Below are 25,155 nucleotides of genomic sequence, written 5' to 3' on the forward strand. Positions count from 1 at the left end.
ATGCTCGATAGTTTCGTGCGCGACATGCGCTCTGATCGCGTCGGCCTGGTCCGTGCCGCCCGCCGGGCCTATCTGCTGGGGCTGGTGGCGCTGACCCTGCCCGGCGCCGTGCTGGGCGTGGTGTTGCTGCTGGCTCGCCCGGCGCCCATGCCGTTTCCTGCCGTGCTGGCGCTGCTGGTGCTGGCGTTGGTCCTGGCCCTGGTGGCCCTGCGCCTGGCCCGCAGCGCTGCCGGCAACACCGAGTTGCCCGCCCGGCAGGCCGCCCTGACCGGGGCGATCCAGGCCGCCACCGCGCCGGGGGTGCCGCTGCTGCTGGCCTACGCCACGCTGTCGCAGGGGTTGTCGGTGGGTCTGTTCCTCATCCTGGCGGCGGTGATGCACGCCGTCGTCTGGACACAGGTGCCCGGATGGGTCCGTGAGCCGGAGGCTGAGAGTTGAGGCCAGAGTAGTTGGCTGCAAACCTGACGGTATGGGCGGCAAAATACCCTGACATTGTGCTGCTCAATGGCCACTCTGTCGCAGGGACCCAGCCCTCACCATGTGGCAGTTGAGGGGTCCGGAGCCTAGCCCAACATGGTGACGATCTGCAGGGCCGTTTCCTGCGGCGTCAGGTCCGTGGCGTTGAGCGTGCGGCCCGGCCACAGCGCCGTGTCGTGTTCCAGCCAACGGTCCCAACGCATCTCCGTCCACGCTCCTTCCGTGAGCACGTCGGGCTGCCAGTCCGGAAATGTCTGGTGGGCACGCAGCCACGCCGCCCAGTTCAGCAGGTCCTGGGTGGCCTGACCGTCGCCACGCTCCCGTAGACGGCGAATGCGCTCCACATCGTCCACATCCAGCAGCAGATGACTCATGCCAGCCAGCCTGGGGGCAGAGGGGGCAGCCAGCATCTCGCCCAGTGGACACTGACCCAGCAGGCCGAAATACCCGCCTGCTCCCAGCGCTGTCTGAATCCAGTCCTCGGTCAGCTGTTGCCGTTCCCGCTTGCTGCCGCCCGTCCAGCGCTCGTCGAAGTCATGCCACTGTACGTCGGGCCGGAACCGGCGCAGCAGCGGCAGCACCGTGGATTTCCCTGCGCCGGAGGCTCCGCTGATGACGTAGAACATGGGTCAAGCATAAGCCGTTGGCCGGGCGGGTGGTGACGGCGCATTCTCTATGCCAGGGAGGGGGTCAACCCATCCGGCGAGCCGACTGCAAGGGCTGAGCCCAGCCTCCTAACCTGCTCCTGCACCCGTGCCTGAGGATCTCGAAGGCGACGACGGCCAGTGAGACCGGGTTCAGTCCATCACCGCCAGTTCCTGCAGCCCCACCAGAAACTCCCGCTCCGCGAAGTCCTCCGAATCGAAGGCCGTATCCCCATCTGGCCCAGACCCGGCAAAGTCGTACAACTCGCGGTCCAGCAGGTGGCTGGGGGTCACGCGGCCCAGCGAGCGCAGAATGTTGTTCAGGCGGCCCGGATGCTCGCGTTCCCAGCTGGAGAGCATCTCGCCCACCACCACGCGCTGAAGGTTCGGCTGCGAGCCGCACAGCGTGCACGGGATGATCGGAAAGGCGCGGGCGTCGGCGTAGCGCTGGATCTCTGCCTCGGCGACATACGCCAGCGGGCGAATCACCACGTTGCTGCCGTCGTCGCTGGTCAGGCGGGGGGCCATCGCTTTCAGGCGTGCGCCGAAGAACATGTTCATGAACAGCGTTTCCAGAATGTCCTCGCGGTGGTGGCCCAGCGCGATCTTGCTGACCCCCAGGCGGCGGGCGTGCGCGTACAGGTGGCCCCGGCGCAGGCGGCTGCACAGCGTGCAGGTGGTCTGGCCGGGTCTGGTCCTGGCCTGCACCGTGCTATAGGTGTCACGCTCCAGAATGCTGAACTCCACGCCCAGCGTCCCCAGGTAAGCAGGCAGGACATGTTTTGGAAACCCTGGCTGGCCCTGATCCAGATTGACCGCCACCAGCTCAAACCCGATGGGCGCGCGCCTCTGGAAATGCAGCAGCACGTCCAGCAGCGTGTAGCTGTCCTTGCCCCCGCTCAGGCAGACCATCACGCGGTCCCCGTTCTCGATCATGGCGAAGTCGGCGATGGCCTGCGCCGCTCCCCTGACGATGGGCCTGAAGGGGTCAGCGGGCGGATGGGTGGAGGGCAGGTGGCTCATGACGCGTGTCCCATGGTAGCGCCTCACCCTTATGACGGACGTGGCAGACTGCCCCCGTGCGGCACACTGGGCGTTGATGAGCGGTGTGCCCCTGTCCCAAGACCGTGACCCCTCTTTCGGCGTCCTGCCCCCCGCCCCGGTAGAGTACGGGAGATGAGGTTTCTAGTCGGTCTGAGCCGCTTTGTGGCGATTGTGCTGCTCCTCGCGGCACTGGGCGTGCTGGCCCTGTGGTGGATGTGGGGCCGCGACCTGCCCAGCGTGACCGATCTGGACGTGCTGGAAGTCAGCGGCCAGACCCGCGTGTATGACCGCCAGGATGCGTTGATCGGCACGCTGACGCCCAGTCTGAGCAGCTCCGGAGGCACCAACCGCAACCTCCTGAAGCTGGGCCAGATCAGTCCATGGTTGCAGAAGGCCGTGGTGACCAGCGAGGACCGCCGCTTCTATGAGCACCACGGCGTCGATTACATCGGCATCGCGCGCGGTCTGCTCAAGGGCCTGCTCAGGAATGACCTGGAGGGAGGGTCGAGCATCACCCAGCAGGTTGTCAAGAACACGCTGCTCTCCGATCTCCAGAGTGCCCGCACGGCGGAGCGCAAGTTCAAGGAGGCGGTGCTGGCGTATCAGCTGGACCGCAACTATGACAAGGAACGCATCCTGAACGCCTACCTCAACATCGTCTACTGGGGTGACGGGGGCCGCGACGATATCGTGGGGGCCGGGACGGCGGCGCGGGCGTACTTCGGCAAGGACGCCGCCAGCCTGAATCTGGCCGAGAGCGTGTACCTGGCGACGATCATTCCCGCCCCCAACCGCCGCTACAAGCAGTTTGCCGCCTTCCGTCCGCTGATGAAGGACCTGTTGAGCCGCATGGTGGAAGACGGGCGCGTGACGCAGGCCGAGGCAGACGCCGCGTGGAAAACGCCGATCTACCCGGCAGGCTGGCGCATCGGCTGGAACGCCGACGGCACCCTGCGGAGTGCAGCGCTGGAAAATCCGGGCCGCCTGCAGGAGAACATGAACGCGCTGGAGGCCGCGCAGGGGACCGGGCGCTACGCGTATCAGTATTACCTTCAGGCAGTCGAGAAGGAACTGCTGCCCATCATCGGGCGCAAGGCGCTGTACGGCGGCGGCAAGATTGTGACCGGCATGAGCCTGAGCGCACAGCAATCCGCCGAACGGGCCAGCCTGGAGGCCAGGCTCCCGGACGGGGCCACCCTGGGCGTCGCACTGGTCAGCCCACAAAACGGGGAGGTGCTGGCGCTGGTGGGCCAGAAGCTGACCGGCGGGCGGCCCAGCGACTGGGACAATGCCCTGCAGGCGCGGCGGCAGGTGGGCAGTTCCATCAAGCCTCTGCTGTACACCCTGGCACTGGAAACCGGCTGGAAACAGAGCGACACGGTGCTGGATTCGCCCCTGGTGAACACCTCCTACCAGCCGCAGAATTACGACGGGCGCTGGACGGGGCGCTACGTGACCATGCGGTATGCGCTGGACCACAGCCTCAACCTGCCCACCGTGCGAATCGCGCAGGAACTGGGCGTCCAGAATTTCGAGGCCAAACTGCGGCAGCTGGGCCTGACGCCGCCGCCGGAGGCCGGACTGTCCCTCAGCATCGGCACGCTGGAGGCCAGCCCGCTGCAGATGGCCGCCGCCTACGTCCCCTTCTCTAACGGCGGCCTGTACTACACGCCCACCCTGGTCCGCAGCGTGGAGGACGCGCGTGGGCAGAACCTGTACACCCGTCCCAATCCCACCCCGAAGCGGGTCTGGGATCCCCAGACGGCCTGGCTGGGGCTGGACATGATCCGGGGTGTGGTCAACGATCTGACCGAGTACCAGGGCGGGCTGGCCACTCGCGCGCAGATTGACGGACGGCAGGTGGGTGGCAAGACCGGCACCACCAATGACATCAAGGACCTGTGGTTCGTGGGGGTGACCCCCACCATCGCCGGGGCCGTTTGGGTAGGACGGCAGGAGGGGGGTGCGCTGCCGTCCTGGGCCTACAGCGGCGAGATTCCCACGCCGATCTGGCAGCAGGCCGTGTCCGGCGCGCTCTCCGGGCAGACCCCCCAGACCTTCAAAGAGCCGGACGGCATCGCATACCGTGTGGTCCGTCAGGTGGAGATGGCCTTCCGCACCGCGCAGGCCGATGACGAACCCACCGCCCGCGACGGCACCGGCAACAGCGGCAGCAGTTTCTTTCGCCGCCGCCCGGCAGCGCCGCCGGAGACTGCACAACAGGAGACGGCGCCGCCGGAAACCGTGCAGCCCGCCTCGCAGACTGGAACCCAGCCGGAGCCGACTCCTGTTGCCCCCGAGCCTGAGCCGCTGCCGGATCTCCAGCCTGCGCCTGACGTTCAGGAAATTCCTGCAGAACCCGTCACCGGTGGGGAAGAGGTGGCACCGCCCGAACCGCTGCCCGACGCCGCTCCAGCTGACACTTTCGATGGTGGGGTGATCGAGGGGCCAGAGCCATTGCCTGAACTCGCTCCCACTGAGCCGGACAATTCAACGGTGGATGAGTTCCCCCCACTGGATTGAGCAGTTCGTACTCGCTCCCCACAACCGGAGACTGGCGCTGTGCGGCGAACCTCTCCTTGCCGAAAGTCCGAAAAAGCCCCCTCCGTAGTGGAGAGGGCGATGTGACGTGACAGGGTTGTGGAGCAGTAGAGACTGGACTTTACGCCGCCCGCCGCGCCCTGAATTTCAAGACCTGCGGCACCACCAACGCGGCCAGCACGCACAGCATCAAAAAGGCCGTGAAGGGCTGACGAACAAAGATCGAGAAGTCACCGTTGCTCTGCTGCAGGGCGGTGCGGAACTGCGCCTCCGCCGTCGGCCCCAGCACCACGCCGATAATCGCGGGCGTGACCGGAAAATCGAAACGGCGCATGCCGTAGCCGATCACGCCGAACAGCGCCAGCAGGCCCAGATCGAAGACGCTGTTGTTCAGCGAGTACACCCCGACCGTGCTGAAGACCAGAATCCCGGCGTACAGGAAGGGGCGCGGGATCAGCAGCAGCCGTGCCCAGACAGGAGCGAGGGGCAGATTCAGTGCCAGCAGCATCACGTTGCCGATGTACAGCGAGGCGATCAGCCCCCACACCAGATCACCGTTGGTCAGGAACAGTAGCGGCCCCGGCTGCAGGCCGTACTGCTGGAAAGCGGCCAGCAGAATTGCGGCGGTGGCGCTCGTGGGCAACCCCAGCGTCAGCAGGGGCACCAGCACGCCCGCCGCGCTGGCGTTGTTGGCGGCCTCCGGCCCGGCGACGCCCTCGATGGCACCCTGGCCAAACTCCTCGGGGTGTTTTGAGAGGCGTTTTTCCAGCGTGTAGCTCAGGAAGGTTGGGATTTCCGCGCCGCCGGCCGGAATCGCGCCGAAGGGGAAGCCCAGCGCCGTGCCGCGCAGCCACGGCCCCCAGCTGCGGCGCCAGTCCTGTTTGGACAGGGTTGCGCCGCCCTCCAGCTTGATCACACTGCCCTTGCCTTTTCGCAGGCGGCTGGCGACGTACAGCGTCTCCCCAATGGCAAACAGACCGATCACCACGGTAATGAAGTCGATCCCGTCCAGCAGTTCCGGGCGGCCCAGCGCGAAGCGGGCCTGCCCACTTTGCAGATCGGTGCCCACCAGGCCAATCGCCAGACCCACGAACAGGCTCAGCAAGCCGCGCAACGGGCTGCCGCCGAAGGTGGCGCTGATGGTCACGAAGGCCAGCATGATCAGCGCGAACTTGGCGCTGGGCGTGATCTGCACAGCGATGTCGGCAATTGCGGGCGCGGCGAAAGTCAGCAGCAGCGTCCCGATGGTGCCGGCGATAAACGACCCGATGGCGGCGGTGGCCAGCGCGGCGGCGGCGCGGCCCTTCCTGGCCATCTTGTTGCCCTCCAGTGCGGTGATGATGCTGGCCGACTCGCCCGGCGTGTTCAGCAGGATCGAGGTGGTGCTGCCCCCGAACATGCCGCCGTAATAGATGCCCGCGAACATGATGAAAGCGCTCACAGGCGGCAGCTTGGCCGTCACCGGCAGAAGCAGCGCTACGGTCAGCGCCGGGCCGATGCCGGGCAGCACGCCCACCAGCGTGCCCAGGGTGACGCCGATCAGGGCCCACAGCAGGTTCAGGGGCGTCAGCGCGGTCTCGAAGCCCGCGAACAGGGAGGTCAGGGCGTCCATTACAGAATCCCTTTCAGGAATCCGGGCGGCAGGCTTAACCCCAGGCCCCGCGTGAAGGCCACGTAGGTGACCAGGGCCACGGCCAGCGCCACCCCGGCCATCAGCCCGACGCGCCGTTCACCGAAAGCCCAGGCCACGCTGAAATACATGATGGCGGTGCCGATCACGAAGCCTGCCCAGGTCAGCACCGCTGCGCCCAGCACGAAGCCGCCCAGGATGATGGCGGGGGCGCCCAGATTGACTGGGGCGTTCAGATCGGTGTCCTCTTCGGCGGCGGGTTCGGCGCGGTCTCCACGCAGCACGCTGACGGTCAGCAGCACGCCCAGCGCGGTCAGCCCCACACTGACGATCAGGGGGAACACACGCGGCCCCACCACTGCGTTGATGCCGAAGGGGATCTCGCGGCTGCCGATGAACAGCGCTACGCCCAGCGCGGTCAGGGCCAGCGCCACCAGCAGGTCTGGAATGCTGATGCCGGGGCGGGCGGAAGGGGTGGGCGGGGGTTGGGTCATGGGGTCTCTCCTGCGGAGGGTCTGTGGTTGACCAGAGGTCAAAAGGTCCAGGGGTGTTTCGCGGTCTTTGGGGGCCAAAAAGGGTGAGGCGAAGAGGCCGCGACACTTCCTCCTCGCCTCACCCCCTGTCTGGCGTTTACTTCACCAGGCCGATGCTTTGCAGCACATCCTTGGTGCGCGCCGCCTCCAGCTTGAGGTACACGTCGAACTTGCTGCCGCTCAGGTACAGGTCCGTCCAGTTGCGGGTGGCCAGGGTGTTCTTCCACTCCTTGCTGGCGTGCATCTTGTCCAGTGCGGAGACCAGCGCGGCCTTCTCGCTGGCGCTGATGCCGGGGGCCGCTACGATGCCGCGCCAGTTGGCTAGTTCCACGTTCAGTCCCTGGGACTTGATGGTGGGGACTGGAATGCCAGCCTGCGGCTTGGCCGAGCTGATGCCGATGGCGCGCAGCTTGCCCGCCTTGATCTGGGCCTCGAACTCACCGTAGCCGGCCACGCCTGCCGCGACCTGGTTGCCCAGCAGCGCTGCCAGCGTCTCGCCGCCGCCGCTGAAGGGAACGTAGTTGATCTTTTTGGGGTCGATACCCGCTGCCTTGGCCAGCAGACCCACCAGCATATGATCGGTGCCGCCCGCGCTGCCGCCCGCGAAGGCGGTCTTGCCGGGATCGGCCTTCCACGCGGCGACCAGATCGGTCATGTTCTTGTAGGGACTGGCGGCGGGCACCACCACGACCTCGTACTCGCCGGTCAGGCGGGCAATCGGGGTCACGCGGCTGAGGTCTACCTTGGAGCCGTTGGTCAGGATCGCGCCGACCATCACCAGGCCCATGGTCATCAGCAGGCTGCCGTCGCCCTTGGCGTTGTACAACTGGGCCAGACCAATCGTGCCGCCCGCGCCGGGGACGTTGAAGACCTGCACCGGCTTGACGATGCCCTGCTCCTGCAACACGGTCTGAATGGCGCGGCTGGTCTGGTCCCAGCCGCCGCCGGGGCTGGCCGGCGCCATGATGCGCAGGTTGTTGACGTTCTGGGCCAGTGGGGCGGGCGCAGCGAGCATCAGGGCAGACAGGGTCAGGACGATACGTTTGGTGTTCATGGTGGAACCTCCAGGGGGTGCGCCGTGGGACGCGATTATGGAATTGTGCTTGCCCTTCAGGCTAGCCTCTCACCCAGAACTAAGCAAGCGGAAGACGCTGTCTGACACGCGGTTTCTGGTGATCGCAATGCACAGCCGTGAACGCAATGCACGCAACTGGTCCGGGCTGGACCCCCTGCGGTTCTACAATGGTCCAACGCTGATGACCCCTGCACCCCGCTCCCAGTCCCATCGCCCCGGTGGAGGTCTTCAGGGCCGTTTGGTGCGCTGGCACCTGGCCGTGTTGTGTGCGATGACCGTGCTGCTGGTGGGCGTGCAGTCGTGGCAACTGTACGGTGAGGCCCGCGAGCGGCTGGGCGAGCGGGCGCTGACCACCAGCCGGCTGGTGGCGCGGTTGCCCGATGTGGTAGGCGGAGCGGCTTCCGGCCAGCCGAATCCGGCGCTGAATGCCCGCATAAATTCGCTGCGCGGGGCCGCGGAGGCCGACTTCATCGTGGTAGGGGACCGTGCGGGCATCCGGCTGGCGCACCCGGTCCCGGCGCGGCTGGGCCAGCCGATGGAAGGCGGGGACAATGTCGGGCCCTTCGCGGGCCACGAGATCGTGAGCGTGGCCCGCGGCAGTCTGGGCGTCAGCGTGCGCGGCAAGGTGCCGGTGTGGCAGGCCGGGGACGTCGTGGGTGTGGTCAGCACCGGCTACCTGATGCCGCAGGTGTGGTCCCTGGTGGGTGACGCATTGATCGGCCTGCTGCCGTGGTTCGTGCTGGCACTGGGGCTGGGGACGCTGGGCGCCGTGTGGGCCGCGCGCCGACTGCGCGCCGAGATCCTGAATCTGGAGCCGGAGGAAATCGCCGCCCTGGCCCGCCAGCAACGCGCCGTGCTGGCTGCGCTGCGCGAGGGAGTGATCGCGGTAAATGCGGAAGGACTGGTGACGCTGGTCAGCGACCGCGCCGCCGAGGTGCTGGGCGAGCGCCCCACCCCCTACCCCCTGAACATGGTCTGGCCCGAACTGGCCCGGCTCACCCGCGGCGGTGTGGCGGCCCGGCAGCAGAACCTGGAACTGACCCTGCGCGGCGAGCCGTTGCTGGCGAACCTCGAACCGCTGGAGGGCGGCGGCTTCGTCTCGGGTTTCCGGGACCGCGCCCAGGCGCTGGCGCTGGCCGAGGAGCTGACCCACGCGCGCGGCTTTGTGGACGTGCTGCGCGCCCAGACCCACGAGTATCAGAACCGCCTGCACGTCATCTCTGGCCTGCTGCAACTGGACCGGCCCGAAGAGGCCCTGCGCGTGCTGAACGCCGAGATCCGCTCGGACGCCCAGTTCCGGCAACTGCTGCGTGACGTGCAGGTGCCGCGTCTGGTGGCCTTGCTGGCGGGCAAGCGCGAGCGGGCGCAGGAGTTGGGCATCGATTTCGCGGTGGCCGAGGGCAGCAGTCTGTCGCCCATCTGGGAGCGGCATGCCGACACGCTGGTCACGGCGGTGGGCAACCTGACCGAGAACGCCTTCGAGGCGCTGGCGGGGCAGGCTGGCCGCGTGACGGTGTCCATCGGTGAGGACCCCGACGGGCTGCAGATCGAGGTTGAGGACAGCGGCCCCGGCGTGCCGGAGGGCCTGGGCGAGGGGGTCTTCGTGCGCGGCGTGAGCAGCAAGGGCGAGGGCCGGGGACATGGGCTGGCCGGAGTGCTGGCCCGGGTGGACGCGCTGGGCGGACAGGTGCGGCACCACCGACGCGGCGGGCAGACCGTGTTCGAGGTCAGCCTGCCTGCACCCCTGGCCGCGCTATCCACCCCTTCCGCCCCGCCCCAGCAGGTGGGAGGGTGAATCCCGCGCCGCTGCCCGTGCGCGTCTTGCTGGTCGAGGATGACATCCGGGTGGCCCGCGTCAACCGTGACCTGCTGGAGCGGGACCCCGGCGTTCATGTGGTGGGCAGTGCGGCCAGTTGCGCCCAGGGCGACGCGCTGGCCCGCGCCCTGCTCCCTGATCTGATCCTGCTGGACGTGCATCTGCCGGACGGCAGCGGCCTGGGGTTGCTGCACCACTGGCGCGCGGCGGGCCTGCTCACCGACGTGGCGCTGATCACCGCCGCCGACGACGAGGCCAGCGTGCGGCTGGCGCTGGCGCACGGGGCCTTCGATTACCTGATCAAGCCGTTCACGGGGGCGCGGCTGGCCGAACTGGTCGCCCGTCACCGCGCCCGCCGCCCCGCACACGGGGGCGGGCCGCGCCTGGATCAGGCCGAGCTGGACCGGGTGCTGGGCGTGGTCCCTAGCGCCGCCGAGAGCCTGCCCCGCGGCATCGATCCGCACACGCTCGAACGGGTGGTCGCCGCGCTGCGTGGGGCACTGAGCAGCGTCAGCGCCGAGGACCTGGGCGAGCGTGTGGGCCTGAGCCGCGTGACCGCCTGGCGCTACCTGGAGCACCTGGTCCGGGTGGGCGAGGCCAGTCTGGACCACCACTATGGCCAATCCGGGCGGCCTGCCAAGCTGTACCGGTCTGCGGGAGCAGGCGAGTCTGAGGAGCAGTAACCCATACGGTTGAAAGACTGTTCTCCTGATCTTCAACCTCTCGAATAAGAAGCGTTCTCAGGATCCTGCGGGGCGGTGGACACCGGATGAATCTCTGTCTGGGACGCGCTCAGGCAAAAGTGTTTGCGGTCTGTGGAATCCGTCGCCCGTTCTCGCCCTGGCCCGCGAAAGACTCTCGGCGTGGAAAATGGACCGTTGCTCACGAGGACGCCCTCCCCATCTGCGGCCTCACTCTCCCGGCAGTCGCTATGCTGCACGTCATCAATTTGCACTCAATCCAAGCATTCAATTCACAGGGGAGGATCAATGGCGCGACGGGGATCAGTTGGACATGCTATGGCCGGAATAGGGCGGGGACTGCTGTGGACCTTGCTGCTTGTGCTGGCGGCAGTACTGGGCGTGGTGGTGTGGGCCAGGGCGACCTCAGCGCCGCAGGTGAGCGGGGACGTGACGCTGGGTGGCCTGAGCGGCCCCGTGACCGTGACCCGCGATGCGTGGGGTGTGCCGCACATCCGCGCGCAATCCGACGAGGACGCCGTGTACGCTCTGGGCTACGTCCACTGGCAGGACCGCGCCTGGCAGATGGATTTCCAGCGCCGCGTGGTGGCGGGCCGCCTGTCCGAGGTGCTGGGCGAACCCGCGCTGGCGCAGGACCGGTTTCTGCGGACCTGGGGGTTTCAGCAGGCGGCCGAATCGGTGCTGCCCGCCCTCTCCGAGCGCTCGCGCAGTCTGGTGAGGGCGTACACGGCGGGGGTGAACGCGGCTATGGGGCAGGGCAAGGTGGCCCCCGAATTCCGCATCCTGGGGTACACGCCTGAAGCCTGGAAAGAGGTGGACAGCGTGTCCTGGAGCAAGCTGATGGCCTACGATCTGGGCGGCAACATGGAAGACGAGGTGCTCAACACCCGCGTCACGCAGCGCCTGGGCCAGCAGGGGCTGGACGAGGTGACGGCCCCCTACCCGGCAGACGGCCCCACCATCCTCAGTGGCGATGAACTGGCAAAGACGGGCGTCAGGCCCGCAGGTGGCCTGGACACCGCAAGCCTCTCCACATCAGCCCTGGGCGCGCTGCAAGCGCACCTGAACGCTGCGCGCGAACTGGGCCTGCAGGCGGTGCCCGGCAAGGGCAGCAACGACTGGGTGATCGGCGGAAGCCGCACCGCCAGCGGCAAGCCGATCCTGGCCGACGATCCCCATCTGGCGCTGACCAGCCCGATGCTGTGGTATCTGGCCGACATCCAGGGGCCAACCTTGAAGGCCATCGGGGCCAGCATTCCGGGCCTGCCGGCCATCGTGATCGGGCGCAACGAGCGCGTGGCCTGGGGCGTGACCAACACCAACCCCGATGTGCAGGACCTGTATATCGAACCCGCCGACGCCTCGTTCACCCAGCGGCAGGAGACCATCAAGGTCAAGGGTGGAGCGGACGTGACCCTGACCGTGCGCGAGAGCAGGCACGGCCCGGTGGTCAGCGATGCGGGCGCCGCCGACGTGGGGCCGCGTGTGGCCCTCAAATGGACGGCCCTGCAACCCGGCGACACGACGATGGACGCCTTTATGGGCCTGAACTACGCGCGCAACTGGGACGACTTCAAGACGGCGCTGTCCCAATACGTCGCCCCCAGCCAGAACTTCGTCTACGCCGATGTGGACGGCAACACCGGTTACTACGCGCCGGGCAGGGTACCGCTGCGGAACGGCTGGGACGGCAGCCTTCCGGTCAGCGGTGACGGCAGCCGCGAGTGGACGGGCTACATTCCTTTTGAGGGCCTGCCGCACACCTACAACCCCGCCGATGGGCTGGTGGTCACGGCCAACAACAAGGTCGTGCCGGACAGCTACGCCTACAACCTGGGCAACAGCCGCAACTGGGCCGAGCCGTACCGTGCCGAACGCATCACCCAGCTGCTGACCGCCCGGCCCGACGGCCTGACTGTGCAGGACGTGAAGGCCGTGCAGCTAGACACCGTCAGCCTGGTGTGGCGGGACCTGAAGGAAGAACTGCTCGCCACCCAGCCCGACGGCGATCTCAGCCGCCAGGCGCTGGAGCTGCTGCGCGGCTGGGACGGCGACGAACGCGCTGACGCCGTGGCTCCCAGCATCTTCGAGGCGTGGCTGATGCAACTGCAGAAGATGGCGCAGGACGAGCTGGGCAACAGCACCACCCTCAACAGCCTGAGTGTGCTGAGGCAGCTTCAGGCCGATAGTGAACTGTGCCGCAACGCGGCCGCCCAGGTTCAGAACTGCGCCGCCGAACTGAGCGCCAGCCTGGGGCGAGCGGTGGATGACCTGAGTGCCCGTCTGGGAAGCGATCCCTCGGCCTGGACCTACGGCAAACTGCACCACGTCGCCAGCAACCACCGCGCCTTCGGGAACGTGGGGGCGCTGGCCTGGCTGTTCAACCACGGTGCGCCCACGGGCGGAGGCACCAACACCGTGAACGTCGCGCGCCCTGAGCAGGGCACCTTCAACCAGACCCACGGCCCCAGCTACCGCCAGATCATCGACCTGAGTGACCTGAACAACAGCGTGTTCATCGGCAGCCTGGGCCAGGGAGGCAATCCGCTGGGCAACCACGTCAGCGACCAGCAGTCGATGTGGACCGAAGGCGAGTATCTGCCCATGAGTACGGACGCGGCAGACTGGGGCAAAGTGAAAACGCTGACACTGACGCCAGGCAAGTAGGGCAAAGGCGCCGGGTGCGCGCTGCCAACAAAGGCGAAACGTTCCCTTAGACTTTTGGCCGTTTGGCCCCTTAGACTTCCTGACATGCCTGAATTTGACCGCGTGCGCGAAGCCTTGCGCGCCAGCATGAGCGCCTGGGCCACCCTGGAAGTACGGGGTGACCAGGCGCGCGTGATTCCCGCTCCCGATCCCGATCAACTGGCCGTGCATCTGGAGGCCGCCGATCCGCACTGGGCTCTGACCTGGGCCTGCGACAGCGTGCAGCCCCCGGTGGTCCGCGCCCGATTGACCCTGCTGGGTGTGACCCGCGAGGGCCTGTCCGGCGGCCATACCCTGACCGACGCCAAATGGGCCGCTCTGGCCGACGCAGCGCGCACCTTTGGCGTGGCCCCCGCCGGGGAAATCCCCTGGGTGGAGTACGACGCCGAGGACGGCCCCAACACCACCGATCTGGACGAGGTGACGCCATTGCCAGGGCCACCGTCCCCCGCGCCGCTGCCCCCGGAGCCGCCGCGCGATCCGCAGATGGAAAAGGCCCGCAACCACATCGACGATCTGCTCGATCAGCTCAAGGCCGCAGGGCGGGGGGGAGACGCCGCCCGCATCCTGATGCGCGGCTACGGCGAGACACTTGAGGAAAGCCGCGCGATCTACAAGGAATTGCACGCCATCCTGAAAAGCTGAGTATTGCCCTGCCGGGGAGAACCTAGAGCACCGGGAGGCCCCTCAACCAGTCTGGTCGAGAGGCCCCCTTCGTCAGGATCGGGTGTCTGCCCTCAGCGCACCTTCACTTCCTGATCAAACCACGTCAGCACCCGCTCGCGGCCAAACGGCCAGACGCCCACCTGCGCGGCGCGGCCTGCCTCCTGCATGAATTCGGGGAGGGGGCCGGTGTTTTTCGGGGTGGACGTGTACACCGGCGCGTCGTAGGGCAGCCCGGCCAGTTCGCAGGCCCGCTCGATGCCCGTTCGCAGGTCGCCCAGTTCATCGACCAGACCGCGTTCCAGGCCGTCCCTGCCACTCCAGATGCGCCCGCGCCCCAGCTCGTTGACCTGTTCCTTGCTCATCTTGCGGCCCTGGGCGACGCGCGTGGTGAAGCGGTCATACACTTCCAGGATGCTGCGCTCGACGTGCTGGCGCTCGTCGTCGCTGTAGGGTCGGCTGGAGCTGTACATCAGGGCACTGTCCCGGCCCACCCGCTCGGGATTGAGGCCCTGGCGGGCGTTGAATTCCCGCAGGATCGGTTTGCCGCTCACCACGCCGATGCTCCCGGTCAGGGTGTAGGGCGAGGCGATGATGTGTCTGGCGTGCGTGGCAACGTAATACCCGCCGCTGGCTGCGTACTCGCCCATGACCACCACCACGGGCTTTTCACTGGTGGACACCTCGCGCCACATCAGATCCGAGGCCAGCGCTGAGCCGCCGCCGCTGTTGACGTACAGCACGATCGCGCGGGTGTCCTTGTCCTCCCTGGCCCGCTTGAGCGCCGCCACGACGGTATCGGACCCGGCCATCGGGCCGCCGAGCAGCGGCAGGGGCAGCGGGTTGTTGCGGCTCTTGCCGGTCACGATGGTCCCGATAACGGGAACCACGGCCACCTTGCCCCCTTTCGGATTACCGAACTTGCGTGGCATCAGCAGATCGATCACGGCAGCCAGCGGACGGGTGCCGGGGCCGACGAGTTCGTCCTCGTAGGCGACTCTGGTAATCAGGCCGGCCTCCAGCGCTCCCTGCGCGCTGGTCAGATCGCCGGCCAGCCAGGCGGCGGCCACCTCCCGCTCCACGCCGCGCGCCGTGGCCAGATCGTCGGCCCAGGCGGCTTCCAGTCCGTCAATGTAGGCCTGAAGCTGCTCGCGGTTGGCGTCATCCATGTGGTCCTGCGAGAAGCGGGTCAGCGCAGCCTTGTATTCGCGGATGCGCAGGTTCTCGAACTCGATTCCGTGCTTTTTCAGGAATTCGCCCAGGTAGGTCTGCTCCAGCCCGAAACCACCGAGCAGGACGTCCGCCGATTCGGGGGCGGCGATCTCCTTGGCGCCGCTGGCGGCGATCAGCGCCGTCATGGTCAGTTGCGGCAGGTACGCGATCACCCGCTTGTGCTGCGACAGGCGGCCCAGCATGCCCCGGATGGCGTGCGCGGCAGCGGGGGAGGCCGTGAACTCCGAGATCTTGACCAGCACGCCGTGCAGCCATTCGGCGTCGCTCAGCTTCTGAATGCGGGCTTCTAAGGCCTCCAGCGTTTCGGTGCGGTTCAGCAGCGCCGCAATCGGGTTGCTGGGATTGCGTTCCGGGTACGGGCCGGTTACGTCCAGCACGATCCAGGTGGGGTGGGTCACGCCGCTGGGCAAGTCGGAAGCCTTGTTCAGAAAGGGAATATTGAGGGGGGCCATACCCGTAAACTACGCTCTTCACGGTGAGAGGGTTCCCGTCAGGAGATTACCAGTCTTGATTGACGCTCAATCTGGTTAGGCAGGCCAAAAAAAGCCTGCCGCGCGGGCAGGCCGGAAGGGGAGGGAACGGTTCAGAAGGTCTTGACGTAAGCGTAGATATTGGCGATGTCCGCGTCGGTGAGCTGGCTGTCGGAGAAGCGGGGCATGATGTTGTTCAGCTCCTCGCCGTTGGGCAGCTTGCCCTCACGCAACACGGTGTGGAACTGCTGTTGTGTCCAGGACTTGGGACCGTCGGCCAGTTTCAGGTTCGCGCCGACGCCGCCGCCACCGTCCGCGCCGTGGCAGCCCGCGCAGTTGCTCGCGTACAGTTCCTCGCCCGTCGAGGAATCCCCCTGGATTTCGGCGGCCACGGCCGTCGCGGCGGGAGGATTGCCGGTGGCCGACTGCTCGTTGCTGCGGGTGTCGGGATCGGTGGGGGTGCCAGCCTGGGCCTGCTCTGCGTTCTGAGTGGGCGCACCTTCGCCGCCCAGCTGCCCACCGGGACGGGCCACCGCTCCATTGGGGCCGCTGGTGGTGCCGCCCGCCTCGTCTGGCTTCACGTCGCCCAGCGCGCCGGGTGCGCCGGCCGCGCCCGTGGCGGCGACGTTGGCGCTGGGTGCCTGCTCGGGTGGCACCTGCGCCGTGGCCGCCTCGCTCGCATCTGCGGCGGCTTCCTGGGTGGTGGTTTGCGCACTGGTTTCGGCAGCCTTTTCCTCGTGCGGGGTGGTGGCGATCCGGTAGCCGGCAATCGATCCCGCCAGCGTCAGGGCCAGCAGCAGTGTGATGGTGACGGCGAACGTGTTCTTCATGGCCCTGAGGTTACCACACGGTCAGGGGGCTTTTGACCGCGCTGCACGCGCCGAATCTTGTCCAATCCACAATCCTGGCCGCCCGTTGACCGCACCTTGGCCGCTAGACTGTCCAGCATGACTTCCTCCTCGCCCCCTCCACTGCGGCTGGCCTCACTGGCGTCCAGCAATTCGGACATCCTGGCAGCGTTGGGGGCCACCGGCTGGGTGGTGGCCGCCGATTCGCACAGTGACGCGCCAGGACTGTCGGCCGCCATCCGGGTGGGGCCGGACCTGAACATCGATCTGGACGCGGTGGCGCTCTCCCGGCCCGATCTGGTGCTTGCCAGCCTGAGCGTGCCGGGCATGGAGCGCGTTGTGGACGGACTGTATGAGCGCGGCCTGCCCACCCTGGTCCTCGATCCGGTCACGGTGGCCAACACCCTGGACGATATCCGGCTGATCGGGAAAACCATCGGGCTGGAGCAGAGGGGCAAAGAGGTGGCGGCGCAGCTTGGGGCGGATCTTGCCCGTCTGCGCGCCACGTATGCCCGTCCGCCGCGCGTGCTGGTGGAATGGTGGCCCCGCCCGATCATCGCCGCCACGCGCGAATCGTGGGTAACCCAGCTGCTCTCGGGGCTGGGCGCGGTCAATGCCCTGGCAACGCGCCCCGGACGCAGCTCGCCGTTGACGCTGAACGAGGTGCGTGACGCAGCGCCGGACCTGATCGTGTGTTCGTGGTGTGGCGCGAAAAAGCTGCGGCCAGAGGTAATTGAGGCGCGTGGACTGGGCGTTCCGGTGATCGCGGTGGCCGAGAGCGGTCTGGGCCGCCCCGGTCCCCGCCTGCTGGAGGGGGCACGGCAGATCGCGGCGGCGCTGGAAGGATTGGACCTGACTCAAACCCGGTTGTGTGGCGCAGGCACAGCCGCCAGTCAGATCGCCTAATCCCAGCCTAGGATCGCCCGCAAGCCGCTCAGGCAGTCGGCGCGGTAGGCGTCCAGATCGGGGGTGGCGTCGGCCAGAAAGCGCACGCTCAGCCCCTCCACCAAGGCCCGCAGCTGCCGCGCCCGCGTCTGCGCGCCGTCCTCGCCGGCCAGCCGCGCCAGTTCCAGGTCCAGTTCCAGCGTCTGCCGCAAGAAATCACGCTGCACCGCCATCAGGGCCGGGTCACGCGTGGCCGCCGCCAGGAAATCCAGCGACACGGTGTAAAAGCGCCGGGTGTTCTGGACACCGTAGAACTGATTTTCTACAAAGGCGCGCAGTTTGGCGTCCGGGGTGTCGGCCAGACGCAGGGCGCGGCGCGTTGCGACCGTGATCGTGCGCGTAAAACGGCGCATCACCGCCGAGAGCAGGCCCGCCCGGCTGCCGAAGTGGTAGACCAGCGTGCCCCGGCTGACTCCGGCATGTTCGGCGATATTCGCCAGCGTCACCCCGGCATAGCCGCGCTCGTACAGCGCCAGATACGCTGCCTGCTCCAGCGCCGAGCGCCGGGCGCGGTCCTGAATAGGGTTGACGGTACGGGCCATAGGACCTCCCAGCATCGTGTCTGGGGCAGGGGGAGTCAACTGCGCCGTTTTCTGGTAATGCCGCCGTAATGCGTCGGGAAGAGGCTATGGATACAGGAGGGGGCAACGACAAACCCCTCCCTGCCCAGGAGGCCCACCATGACCACCCTTCCGTACACGCCCACTCCCGCCACCCTGAAGGAACCCGCCATCTCGCGCATGCTGTTCGCCGATCCACGACTAGCCCCGCTGTGGCTGCTGTTGCGCCTGTACGTGGGTTACGAATGGCTCAGCGCGGGGTGGGGCAAGGTCACCAACCCCGCTGGAGTGTGGGTCGGCGAGAAAGCCGGGGTGGCCGTCAGTGGTTTTCTGAATGGCGCGCTGGCTAAGACCGGCGGCGATCACCCGGATGTCGCGGGCTGGTACGCGTGGTTTGTGCAGCATGTGGCCCTGCCCAATGCCGCTGCCTTCTCGTACATGGTGGCCTACGGCGAACTGCTGGTGGGCACCGCGCTGGTTCTGGGCCTGTTCACGGGCATCGCGGCCTTTTTCGGCGGCTTCCTGAACGCCAACTTCCTGCTGGCCGGGACAGTCAGCAGCAACCCGCTGCTGTTCATCCTGGCGACATGGCTGGTGCTGGGCTGGCGCGTGGCCGGATGGTGGGGCCTGGACCGCTGGGTGCTGCCGCGCTTCGGCGTCATGGAACAGCCAGCCCTCCTCCCCGCCGATCCTGTGAACCGGCGACAGGGTCAGCCCGTCAGGTAGGGGAGAAATCCCGTCGGCGCCCGGACAAAGCCTGTCCGGGTGCTTTCTGTCTGTCCTGGGCGCGGCAGCCTGCCATACTCATGGACATGAAGCTGCTGAGCGTCTGCGTCGGCACGCCGCGTGCCGTGCGGAGCAAATCCGGCTGGACGGGCATTCACAAGCAGCCTGTGGCCGGTGCGGTGTTCATTGGACGGCTGGGGCTGAGTGGCGATCACATCCTGGACACCGAAAACCACGGCGGACCCGATCAGGCCGTCTACATCTACACGCAGCCGGACTATGAGGTCTGGTCAGCCCAGCTTGGACGGTCACTGGAGCCGGGAACGTTTGGGGAAAACCTGCTGTTTTCCGGTCTGGAATCCGCTTCCATCCGTCTGGGCCAGCGCTTCAGGGTGGGCGGCGCGCTGCTGGAGGCCACCTTCGCCCGCATCCCCTGCGTGACCCTGGCCGAGCGTATGGGCGATCCGGGCTTCGTGAAGCAATTCCGCGAAGCCCGCAGGCCCGGCCTGTACGCCCGCGTCTTGCAGGAGGGCAAGGTGCGGGCGGGCGATCTATTAACCCTCGTCGGCAGCGTGGCCGAGAGTGCGCCTACGGTCCTCGACAACTTTGAAGCCTTCTTCGCCGGACAGGCGGAGGCCAGCCGCTAGCCCCGGCCCACGCCCGCCACCACCAGCGTCACGAGCAGTGCGGCCAGCCCCATACCGATCGAACTGGCCGCCCCGGTCAGTTCCCCTTCCTCGCGGGCGCGCGCGGTGCCGACGCCGTGGGATACCGAACCTATCGCCAGTCCCCGCGCCAGCGCATGCCTCACGCCGATCAGCGTCAGGAACCCCGGCAGGATCAGCGCGCCTACCAGCCCCGACAGCACCGCCAGCGTGGCGGCCAGCGCCGGGGGTGCTCCCGTGAACTGTGCGAGTTGCAGGGCCACCGGGCTGGTGGCGGGGGCAGTCAGGAGCGAGCGCTGGGCCTCGCCGCTCAGCCCCAGGAGGCGGGAGAACAGCACGTCGGTCCCCACGCCCACCAGGGTGCCGCTCAGGCCGCCGATCACCAGCGAACGCCACTGCCTGGAGAGCAGCGCCCGCAGGCGATACATCGGCACTGCCAGCGCCACGATGGCCGGGGCCAGCAGCGCAGTCAGCGGCCTGACCTCCTCCAGATAGCGGGCGTGCGAGACGCCGCCCACCAGCAGGACCCCGGCGACAAGCAGCGTGGCGATCAGCGTTGGATTGGCCAGGGGTGAGCGCCCCACCCGCGCCTGCAGGACCACACCCAGCGCGAAGGCGATCAGGGTCAGGGCGATCCAGGCCACCTAAACCTCTGCGCCATGCTGTTCAGACTGGGCCAGGCGGGAGGCCAGCACCCCGGCCACGCCGCCGCCCAACAGCAGTCCCGCCGTCATGACCAGCAGCCACAGCCCCCACCCGGCCCCCGCGGACAGGTAGCCGATAAAGCCCACTGTCGCCGGCACGAACAGCAGGCCCAGGATACCCAGCAGGCCATCGGCAGCGTCTGCAACCCAGTGTAGACGCACTGCTTTGAGTCCCAGCGCGGCCCACAGCAGCGCCAGTCCCACCACCGAACCCGGCAGCGGCAGGTGCGTGACCGTCACCAGCGCCTGTCCGGCGGCGGCGAAGCCCACCAGCACGCCCAGACCCAGCACGAAGCGCACCGGAGCGGCGAGGCGGGCGATGGGGGACAGTTCAGGTGCGGTCATCGTCTTGCGCCGTCAGCCGGGCCAGCATGCCGCGTACCACGGCCTTGGCGTGGCGGGCCACCTGCGGCATGAACTCGCGGTAATCCACGCTCGCGCTGCCATCCGCCGTGTCGCTGACGCTGCGGATAATCACGAAGGGAATACCCGCCTTGGCGCAGACCTGAGCGACGGCCGCCCCTTCCATCTCGGCGCAGGCGGCGTCGAAAACACTTTGCAGCCGCCGGACACCCTCCGGGGACGCGATGAACTGATCTCCGCTGGCGACGCGCCCCTCGATGACGCGCACCCCAGACACCTCCTGCGCGGCCTGGACGGCGGCGCCCCGCAAGGTGTCGTCGGCGGCCCAGGCGGGCGCTTCCCCAGGCACGGTGCCCACCGGGTAGCCCAGGGCGGTCACGTCCACGTCGTGCTGCACGCAGTCGGTGCTGACTACGATGTCGCCCACCCGCAGCTCCGGATGAACGCCGCCCGCCACCCCGGTAAAGATGATGCGCGACGCGCCCGCCGCCAGCAGGTGCGCGGTGGTCAGCGCGGCGTTGACCTTGCCGATGCCCCCGCGCGTGAGCAGCACGGTCACCCCGTCCAGCTGCCCCCGGTACAGGGTGGCGCCGGGATAGGCCAGCTCCTGCCGGCCCTGCAGGTCGCTCAGCAACAACTCGATTTCTTCGTCCATCGCGCCGATAATTGCCAACATTGCTGCGGATTCTAGAGCATCGCCTCTGTCCTGAGCGGATGAAAAGAAGAAAAGATTCGTGTCACTACGGAAGTACGCACACCGCGAGGATATGCAGATCTAAGCTCAGGGTATGACCTGGAATCCTGACCAGTATCACCGCTTCAAAGACGCCCGCAGCGCCCCCGCCCGTGATCTTCAGGCAATGATCCCGGAAAAGCCTTACCGCGAGATCGTCGATCTGGGGTGCGGCACGGGTGAGCAGACCGCGCAACTGGCTGCCCGCTTTCCGGCGGCGCGGGTGCTGGGAGTGGACAGCAGCCCCGAGATGCTGGCGCGGGCACGCCAGCACAGCGCTCCCAACCTCCGCTTCGAGGAGGGAAACATTCTCGATCTGGACGGTGAGTTCGATCTGATCTATTCCAACGCGGCGCTGCAGTGGCTGCCCGATCATGGGGCCTTGCTGGCCCGGCTGTGGGGCAGTCTGCGTCCCGGTGGCATGCTGGCCGTGCAGGTGCCCGCCAATCATAATCACGCATCTCACCGCCTGCTGTCCGAAACGGCAGATGAGTTCAGCGCCGAACTCGGCGGCTTTACGCGCTTCGGCCCGGCGCATGGTTCGTCGCCGGTGCTGACGCCCGCTGCCTACGCCGAGACGCTGGACGCGCTGGGGGCAGGGGAGATCACGGCCATCAGTAAGGTTTACCCGGTGGTCCTGAGCGGCGCCGCAGGCCTGCTGGAATGGACGCGCGGCACGGCGCTCGTTCCGTACCTGTCGCGGCTTGATGGTGGGGATGCACGCCGCTTTGAGGCCGCGTATCTCCAGAAATTGTCGGACGCGTTTCCGGGCGAGCGGGTGTTCTACGCCTTCACGCGGGTCCTGTTCGTAGCGGAGCGCCCAGCCTGACTCAGTTCACGGGCTCTGCCACGGGGGGCGGGCGCGGTGTGGTCAGATTGATGCCCGCACTCGCCAGGATCACACAAGCAATCGCCAGCCATTGCAGCCCAGCCAGCGCCTCGCCGAGAAACAGCAAGCCGCACACGGCACCCATCGCGGGTTCGACGCTCATCATTACGCCAAAAACGCGGGGAGGCACCAGCCGCAGCGCGCGCATTTCCAGGCTGTAGGGCAGCGCACTGGACAACGCGGCCACGGTCAGCCCGGTCAGCAGCACCCCCGGAGCCAACAGCGCCGTGCCCGCCTGCGCCACCCCCATCGGTACGCACACGGCGGCGGCCACCAGCATGCCCACCGCCACGCCCGCCGTGCCTGGCAGGCGCCGCCCCACCGCGCCGCCCAGCAGGATGTACGCCGCCCAGAACCCGCCCGCCACCAACGCCAGCGTCACGCCGATGGGATCGAGGGCCCCGGCAGTGCCCGTGCCATGGGGTGAAATGAGGAAGATGCCCGCTCCGGCCAGCGCCACCCACAGGAAATCCAGCGCTCGCCGCGACAGGGCCGCCGCCAGCAGCAGCGGTCCCAGGAACTCCAGCGTCACGGCAATGGCCAGCGGCAACCGTTCCAGCGAGAGGTAGTACGTCAGGTTCATTAGGCCCAGCACCGCGCCGTACGGAACCACGGCCTGCCAGTCGGCGCGGGTCAGCAACCGCAGGTTGGGCCGGAAGATCAGCATCAGGATCGCGGCGGCCAACCCCACGCGCAGGCCGGTGGTTCCCAGCGGGCCGATCAGGGGAAACAGCGTCTTGGCGTAGGCCGCGCCCGCCTGGATGCTCAGCATGGACAGCAGCAGCGCCGGAATGGGAGGGAGGGAAAAACGGCGCATCCGGGGCCATTATGGGGCCGGATGCGCCGGGCCTGTCGCCCCTTCTGGACAGCCCCGCCGTGCGGCAGACGGGCGGGACTGGGCCGCACTCCCGTCTCTCGGCTTAGATCTCCTGCAACGGAATGGCGGCCAGCCAGTCTGGCACTTCATCCGGCGGGTAGGTGTCGAAGACCAGACGCGTCAGCGAGACCAGCGGATAGCCCTGGAGCGGTCCGTCCACGGCGCGGCGGTCCACGATGCAGGCGATGGCCGCGCATTTGCCCCCGGCGGCCTCGGCGGCGCGCACAGCTTTCAGGACACTTCCGCCGGTTGTCAGGACATCTTCCACAGCGATGAACGGTTCACCCGGCGCGACCGTGAACGCCTCCCGGATCTTCATGCCGCCCTGGCCGTCCTTCTCGGCGAAGATGGCCCGGACATCATCCCCGCCGAAGTGCCGAGCCACCTCGTAGGCCAGCACCACGCCTCCCATCGCGGGACCGATCAGCAGGCTGGCCTCCACACCCGCGTCCGTGAGTTTCTGTGCCATCGCGGCGGCGATCTTGCCGGTCAGATGGGGGTATTGCAGCACGGTGGTGCTTTGCAGGAACTTGGGGCTGTGGCGGCCACTGGCGAGCAGAAAATGCCCCTCGTGGTAGGCCCCGGCCTGACGGTACAGCGCGAGAACGTCCATGCCGGGAGTATCGCATTCCCGGTGGGAGGAGCGGTGCGGGTGGCTGGCCTGTTCATGCCCTGCGGATAAGGCAAGGCGTCACTCAGTCCTGAGTTCTCCTATAAAAAAAGCTAGCGCAGCAGATCGATCCTGCTGCCATCCGCCGTCTCGTAGCGCACCACACCCAGTCCAGGGACGAGATACACGGTCTGCACGCTGATCTGCCCACCCACACTGGTCTCGGTCCGGATGCTCAGGGCGTTGTATTTGCCGCCCGCCGTGTCGATGGCGGCCACGCCGGTCACGGCGCTGCTGGATTTCAGGGTGCCGCTCACGCTGGTCCAGCGCTGGCCGGGAGTGAGCGGCGCAGGCGGATAGACGTTGAGCGGCGCGGGGTACCAGCCCAGCCGTCCGCCCGCGTGCACACCACGCAGCCACACGCTGCCGTCAGCGCGGAATTCCAGCAGGTCCTGGGTGAAGGTCTTGCCGCCAAACTGGTGGCTTATTGGCACCACCCGGACGCCCCGGTGCGTCACCGCTGGCCCCACCACCTGCGTCTCGCCGTTGCTGTAGGTCCAGTGTCTGCCGGGGGTGTGCGGGTAGTAACTGGGAGAGCCGCTGCCCTGCGCGGCGGCCCAGGCCAGGCTGCCCAGCAGCAGCAGCGCAGGCAGGCGGCGAAAGCGGGCAGCAGTCTGGTCGGCGGGCATAGGAGGTCAGCCTAGAGTGCGGGCCTTGACGGCGTTCTGACTCCGAACGGCGGGGGCGGTGACTGGTCCCACAGCACCCAGGCTATTCCTGATCCAGGCCCAGTTCCGTGCCGCGCCGGGTGGCCTCGATCACCGCGCGCATCAGGCCGCCGCGCACGCCCGCCGCTTCCAGGGCAGCCAGGCCCGCGATGGTGGTGCCTCCGGGCGAGGCCACCTCGTCCTTGAGCATGCCGGGGTGGGCCCGTCGTTGCAGCAGTTCGCCGCTGGCGACCAGCAGTTTGGCGGCCAGTTCGTTGGCCAGGACGCGTGGCAGGCCCATACGGACGCCGCCGTCGGCCAGCGCCTCGGCCACCACGGCGGCGTAGGCGGGACCCGACGCACTCATGCCAGTAAAGGCATTGAACAGGTGTTCGGGGAGGTCGTAGGCGTCGCCCACCGACCCGAACAGATGGTGTGCGAAGGCAAGATCGCCCGCGTCGGTGGCCTCGCGCGGCCCGGTGATGGCGGTCTGCGACAGGCCGATGGTGGCCGCCAGATTGGGCATCACGCGCACCACCCGCTGGGTGCCCAGCCGCCGCGCCAGGGTTGCCACGCTGACCCCGGCCATGGTGCTGATATACCCGGCATTTTCCTGCGCCAGCCACTCGCTGGTTTCGGGAAACACGCGCGGCTGCAGGCTGATCAGAATGCGCTGGGCCTGCCCCAGCTCTGCCGGAGCGATGACCCGCGCCCCGGTGCGCGCGGCAATGTCCTGCACGCGCGCAGTATTCGCGTCGATCAGGCCGATCTGCGCGGGCGCGATCCCGCCGCGGGCACTCACCCCTTCCAGCAGGGCCAGGCCCAGTTTTCCGACGCCGACGATGGCAAGTTCCATGCGCGGCAGTATAGGGGGAGGGTCAGGACGCCCGGGCCAACCGTCTAACTGTCCTGGGCCGTGTGGAAAGGGCTGCAGTCCTGAAAGTGGGAAGGTCGGGAGACCAGGGGCAGACGCGGCTCCTGTTCTCTTCAGATCG

At 67.8% G+C, this 25,155-nt stretch carries 25 protein-coding genes; 10 read left to right on the forward strand and 15 right to left on the reverse strand.

From position 1 onward, the window contains the following. Positions 1 to 438, forward strand: a complete 438-nt coding sequence (locus HNQ08_RS04840; RefSeq protein WP_184127965.1) for a hypothetical protein — start codon at positions 1 to 3, stop codon at positions 436 to 438. Between the two features lie 125 nt (positions 439 to 563). On the opposite strand, the gene HNQ08_RS04845 is transcribed toward HNQ08_RS04840, so the two are convergent. Beyond that, entirely contained in the window at positions 564 to 1,103 is a 540-nt protein-coding gene (locus HNQ08_RS04845) for a hypothetical protein (RefSeq protein WP_184127966.1), read from the reverse strand. 171 nt (positions 1,104 to 1,274) lie between these two features. Beyond that, positions 1,275 to 2,144, reverse strand: coding sequence for a tRNA 2-thiocytidine(32) synthetase TtcA (gene ttcA, locus HNQ08_RS04850; RefSeq protein ID WP_184127967.1), 870 nt, complete (start codon positions 2,142 to 2,144; stop codon positions 1,275 to 1,277). A 153-nt stretch (positions 2,145 to 2,297) separates the two neighbouring features. Here ttcA and HNQ08_RS04855 point away from each other — a divergent pair, with 153 nt between their 5' ends. Beyond that, complete coding sequence (locus HNQ08_RS04855) at positions 2,298 to 4,688, forward strand: transglycosylase domain-containing protein (RefSeq protein ID WP_184127968.1); 2,391 nt, start codon at positions 2,298 to 2,300, stop codon at positions 4,686 to 4,688. 139 nt (positions 4,689 to 4,827) lie between these two features. Here HNQ08_RS04855 and HNQ08_RS04860 read toward each other — a convergent pair whose 3' ends face one another. The 3 genes from HNQ08_RS04860 to HNQ08_RS04870 form a co-directional block, all read right to left on the reverse strand. After that, the gene (locus HNQ08_RS04860; protein WP_184127969.1) at positions 4,828 to 6,318 is read right to left on the reverse strand and encodes a tripartite tricarboxylate transporter permease; all 1,491 of its coding nucleotides are present in this window, start codon (positions 6,316 to 6,318) and stop codon (positions 4,828 to 4,830) included. Beyond that, positions 6,318 to 6,830, reverse strand: coding sequence for a tripartite tricarboxylate transporter TctB family protein (locus HNQ08_RS04865; RefSeq protein ID WP_184127970.1), 513 nt, complete (start codon positions 6,828 to 6,830; stop codon positions 6,318 to 6,320). The genes HNQ08_RS04860 and HNQ08_RS04865 overlap by 1 nt, the downstream gene beginning before the upstream one ends. A gap of 136 nt (positions 6,831 to 6,966) precedes the next feature. Next, positions 6,967 to 7,923, reverse strand: a complete 957-nt coding sequence (locus tag HNQ08_RS04870; protein WP_184127971.1) for a Bug family tripartite tricarboxylate transporter substrate binding protein — start codon at positions 7,921 to 7,923, stop codon at positions 6,967 to 6,969. Positions 7,924 to 8,125: 202 nt separating this feature from the next. On the opposite strand from HNQ08_RS04870, the gene HNQ08_RS04875 reads away from it, so the two are divergent. From HNQ08_RS04875 to HNQ08_RS04890, 4 genes are all read left to right on the forward strand, one after another. Then, positions 8,126 to 9,739 carry an ATP-binding protein gene (locus tag HNQ08_RS04875; RefSeq protein WP_184127972.1) on the forward strand — a complete coding sequence of 538 codons (1,614 nt, stop codon included), beginning with the start codon at positions 8,126 to 8,128 and terminating at the stop codon, positions 9,737 to 9,739. Further along, entirely contained in the window at positions 9,736 to 10,443 is a 708-nt protein-coding gene (locus HNQ08_RS04880) for a response regulator (protein ID WP_229789718.1), read from the forward strand. Before HNQ08_RS04875 ends, HNQ08_RS04880 begins: the two co-directional genes overlap by 4 nt. Positions 10,444 to 10,779: 336 nt before the next feature. Next, on the forward strand, positions 10,780 to 13,128 hold the full coding sequence (locus tag HNQ08_RS04885) for a penicillin acylase family protein (RefSeq protein WP_184127973.1): 2,349 nt from the start codon (positions 10,780 to 10,782) through the stop codon (positions 13,126 to 13,128). A gap of 84 nt (positions 13,129 to 13,212) precedes the next feature. Beyond that, a complete protein-coding gene (locus HNQ08_RS04890) occupies positions 13,213 to 13,812 on the forward strand; it encodes a single-stranded DNA-binding protein (RefSeq protein WP_184127974.1) in 600 nt (199 codons plus the stop codon). A 92-nt stretch (positions 13,813 to 13,904) separates the two neighbouring features. Here HNQ08_RS04890 and HNQ08_RS04895 read toward each other — a convergent pair whose 3' ends face one another. Further along, the gene (locus tag HNQ08_RS04895; RefSeq protein WP_184127975.1) at positions 13,905 to 15,515 is read right to left on the reverse strand and encodes a S49 family peptidase; all 1,611 of its coding nucleotides are present in this window, start codon (positions 15,513 to 15,515) and stop codon (positions 13,905 to 13,907) included. 131 nt (positions 15,516 to 15,646) lie between these two features. After that, positions 15,647 to 16,363: a c-type cytochrome gene (locus tag HNQ08_RS04900; RefSeq protein WP_184127976.1), complete on the reverse strand. Its 717-nt coding sequence runs from the start codon at positions 16,361 to 16,363 to the stop codon at positions 15,647 to 15,649. A gap of 117 nt (positions 16,364 to 16,480) precedes the next feature. Here HNQ08_RS04900 and HNQ08_RS04905 point away from each other — a divergent pair, with 117 nt between their 5' ends. After that, positions 16,481 to 17,287: a helical backbone metal receptor gene (locus tag HNQ08_RS04905; RefSeq protein WP_184127977.1), complete on the forward strand. Its 807-nt coding sequence runs from the start codon at positions 16,481 to 16,483 to the stop codon at positions 17,285 to 17,287. Here HNQ08_RS04905 and HNQ08_RS04910 read toward each other — a convergent pair. Further along, a complete protein-coding gene (locus tag HNQ08_RS04910; protein WP_184127978.1) occupies positions 17,284 to 17,868 on the reverse strand; it encodes a TetR family transcriptional regulator C-terminal domain-containing protein in 585 nt (194 codons plus the stop codon). The two genes, HNQ08_RS04905 and HNQ08_RS04910, sit on opposite strands and share 4 nt — an antisense overlap. A gap of 138 nt (positions 17,869 to 18,006) precedes the next feature. Here HNQ08_RS04910 and HNQ08_RS04915 point away from each other — a divergent pair, with 138 nt between their 5' ends. After that, positions 18,007 to 18,612, forward strand: a complete 606-nt coding sequence (locus HNQ08_RS04915; protein ID WP_184127979.1) for a DoxX family membrane protein — start codon at positions 18,007 to 18,009, stop codon at positions 18,610 to 18,612. An 86-nt stretch (positions 18,613 to 18,698) separates the two neighbouring features. After that, positions 18,699 to 19,259, forward strand: coding sequence for an MOSC domain-containing protein (locus tag HNQ08_RS04920; protein ID WP_184127980.1), 561 nt, complete (start codon positions 18,699 to 18,701; stop codon positions 19,257 to 19,259). Here the strand turns inward: HNQ08_RS04920 and HNQ08_RS04925 are convergent. The 3 genes from HNQ08_RS04925 to HNQ08_RS04935 are packed head-to-tail and all read right to left on the reverse strand — an operon-like array spanning position 19,256 to position 21,020. Next, the gene (locus tag HNQ08_RS04925) at positions 19,256 to 19,921 is read right to left on the reverse strand and encodes an LrgB family protein (RefSeq protein ID WP_184127981.1); all 666 of its coding nucleotides are present in this window, start codon (positions 19,919 to 19,921) and stop codon (positions 19,256 to 19,258) included. The genes HNQ08_RS04920 and HNQ08_RS04925 overlap by 4 nt on opposite strands. Further along, positions 19,922 to 20,326 (reverse strand): CidA/LrgA family protein, encoded by a 405-nt coding sequence (locus tag HNQ08_RS04930; protein ID WP_184127982.1) that lies wholly within the window; start codon positions 20,324 to 20,326, stop codon positions 19,922 to 19,924. Further along, complete coding sequence (locus HNQ08_RS04935) at positions 20,313 to 21,020, reverse strand: 5'-methylthioadenosine/adenosylhomocysteine nucleosidase (protein ID WP_184127983.1); 708 nt, start codon at positions 21,018 to 21,020, stop codon at positions 20,313 to 20,315. The genes HNQ08_RS04930 and HNQ08_RS04935 overlap by 14 nt, the downstream gene beginning before the upstream one ends. Positions 21,021 to 21,132: 112 nt before the next feature. Here HNQ08_RS04935 and HNQ08_RS04940 point away from each other — a divergent pair, with 112 nt between their 5' ends. Continuing rightward, entirely contained in the window at positions 21,133 to 21,906 is a 774-nt protein-coding gene (locus HNQ08_RS04940) for a methyltransferase domain-containing protein (protein ID WP_184127984.1), read from the forward strand. 1 nt (position 21,907) lies between these two features. Here HNQ08_RS04940 and HNQ08_RS04945 read toward each other — a convergent pair whose 3' ends face one another. The 4 genes from HNQ08_RS04945 to proC form a co-directional block, all read right to left on the reverse strand. Beyond that, entirely contained in the window at positions 21,908 to 22,783 is an 876-nt protein-coding gene (locus HNQ08_RS04945; RefSeq protein WP_229789716.1) for an EamA family transporter, read from the reverse strand. Positions 22,784 to 22,886: 103 nt separating this feature from the next. Then, complete coding sequence (gene pyrE, locus HNQ08_RS04950) at positions 22,887 to 23,456, reverse strand: orotate phosphoribosyltransferase (protein WP_184127985.1); 570 nt, start codon at positions 23,454 to 23,456, stop codon at positions 22,887 to 22,889. 110 nt (positions 23,457 to 23,566) lie between these two features. Beyond that, entirely contained in the window at positions 23,567 to 24,142 is a 576-nt protein-coding gene (locus HNQ08_RS04955) for a hypothetical protein (protein WP_229789714.1), read from the reverse strand. An 82-nt stretch (positions 24,143 to 24,224) separates the two neighbouring features. Beyond that, positions 24,225 to 25,016, reverse strand: coding sequence for a pyrroline-5-carboxylate reductase (proC, locus tag HNQ08_RS04960; RefSeq protein WP_184127986.1), 792 nt, complete (start codon positions 25,014 to 25,016; stop codon positions 24,225 to 24,227). Between the last annotated feature and the right edge of the window lie 139 nt (positions 25,017 to 25,155).

This window comes from Deinococcus humi (assembly GCF_014201875.1).
Taxonomy (GTDB): domain Bacteria; phylum Deinococcota; class Deinococci; order Deinococcales; family Deinococcaceae; genus Deinococcus; species Deinococcus humi.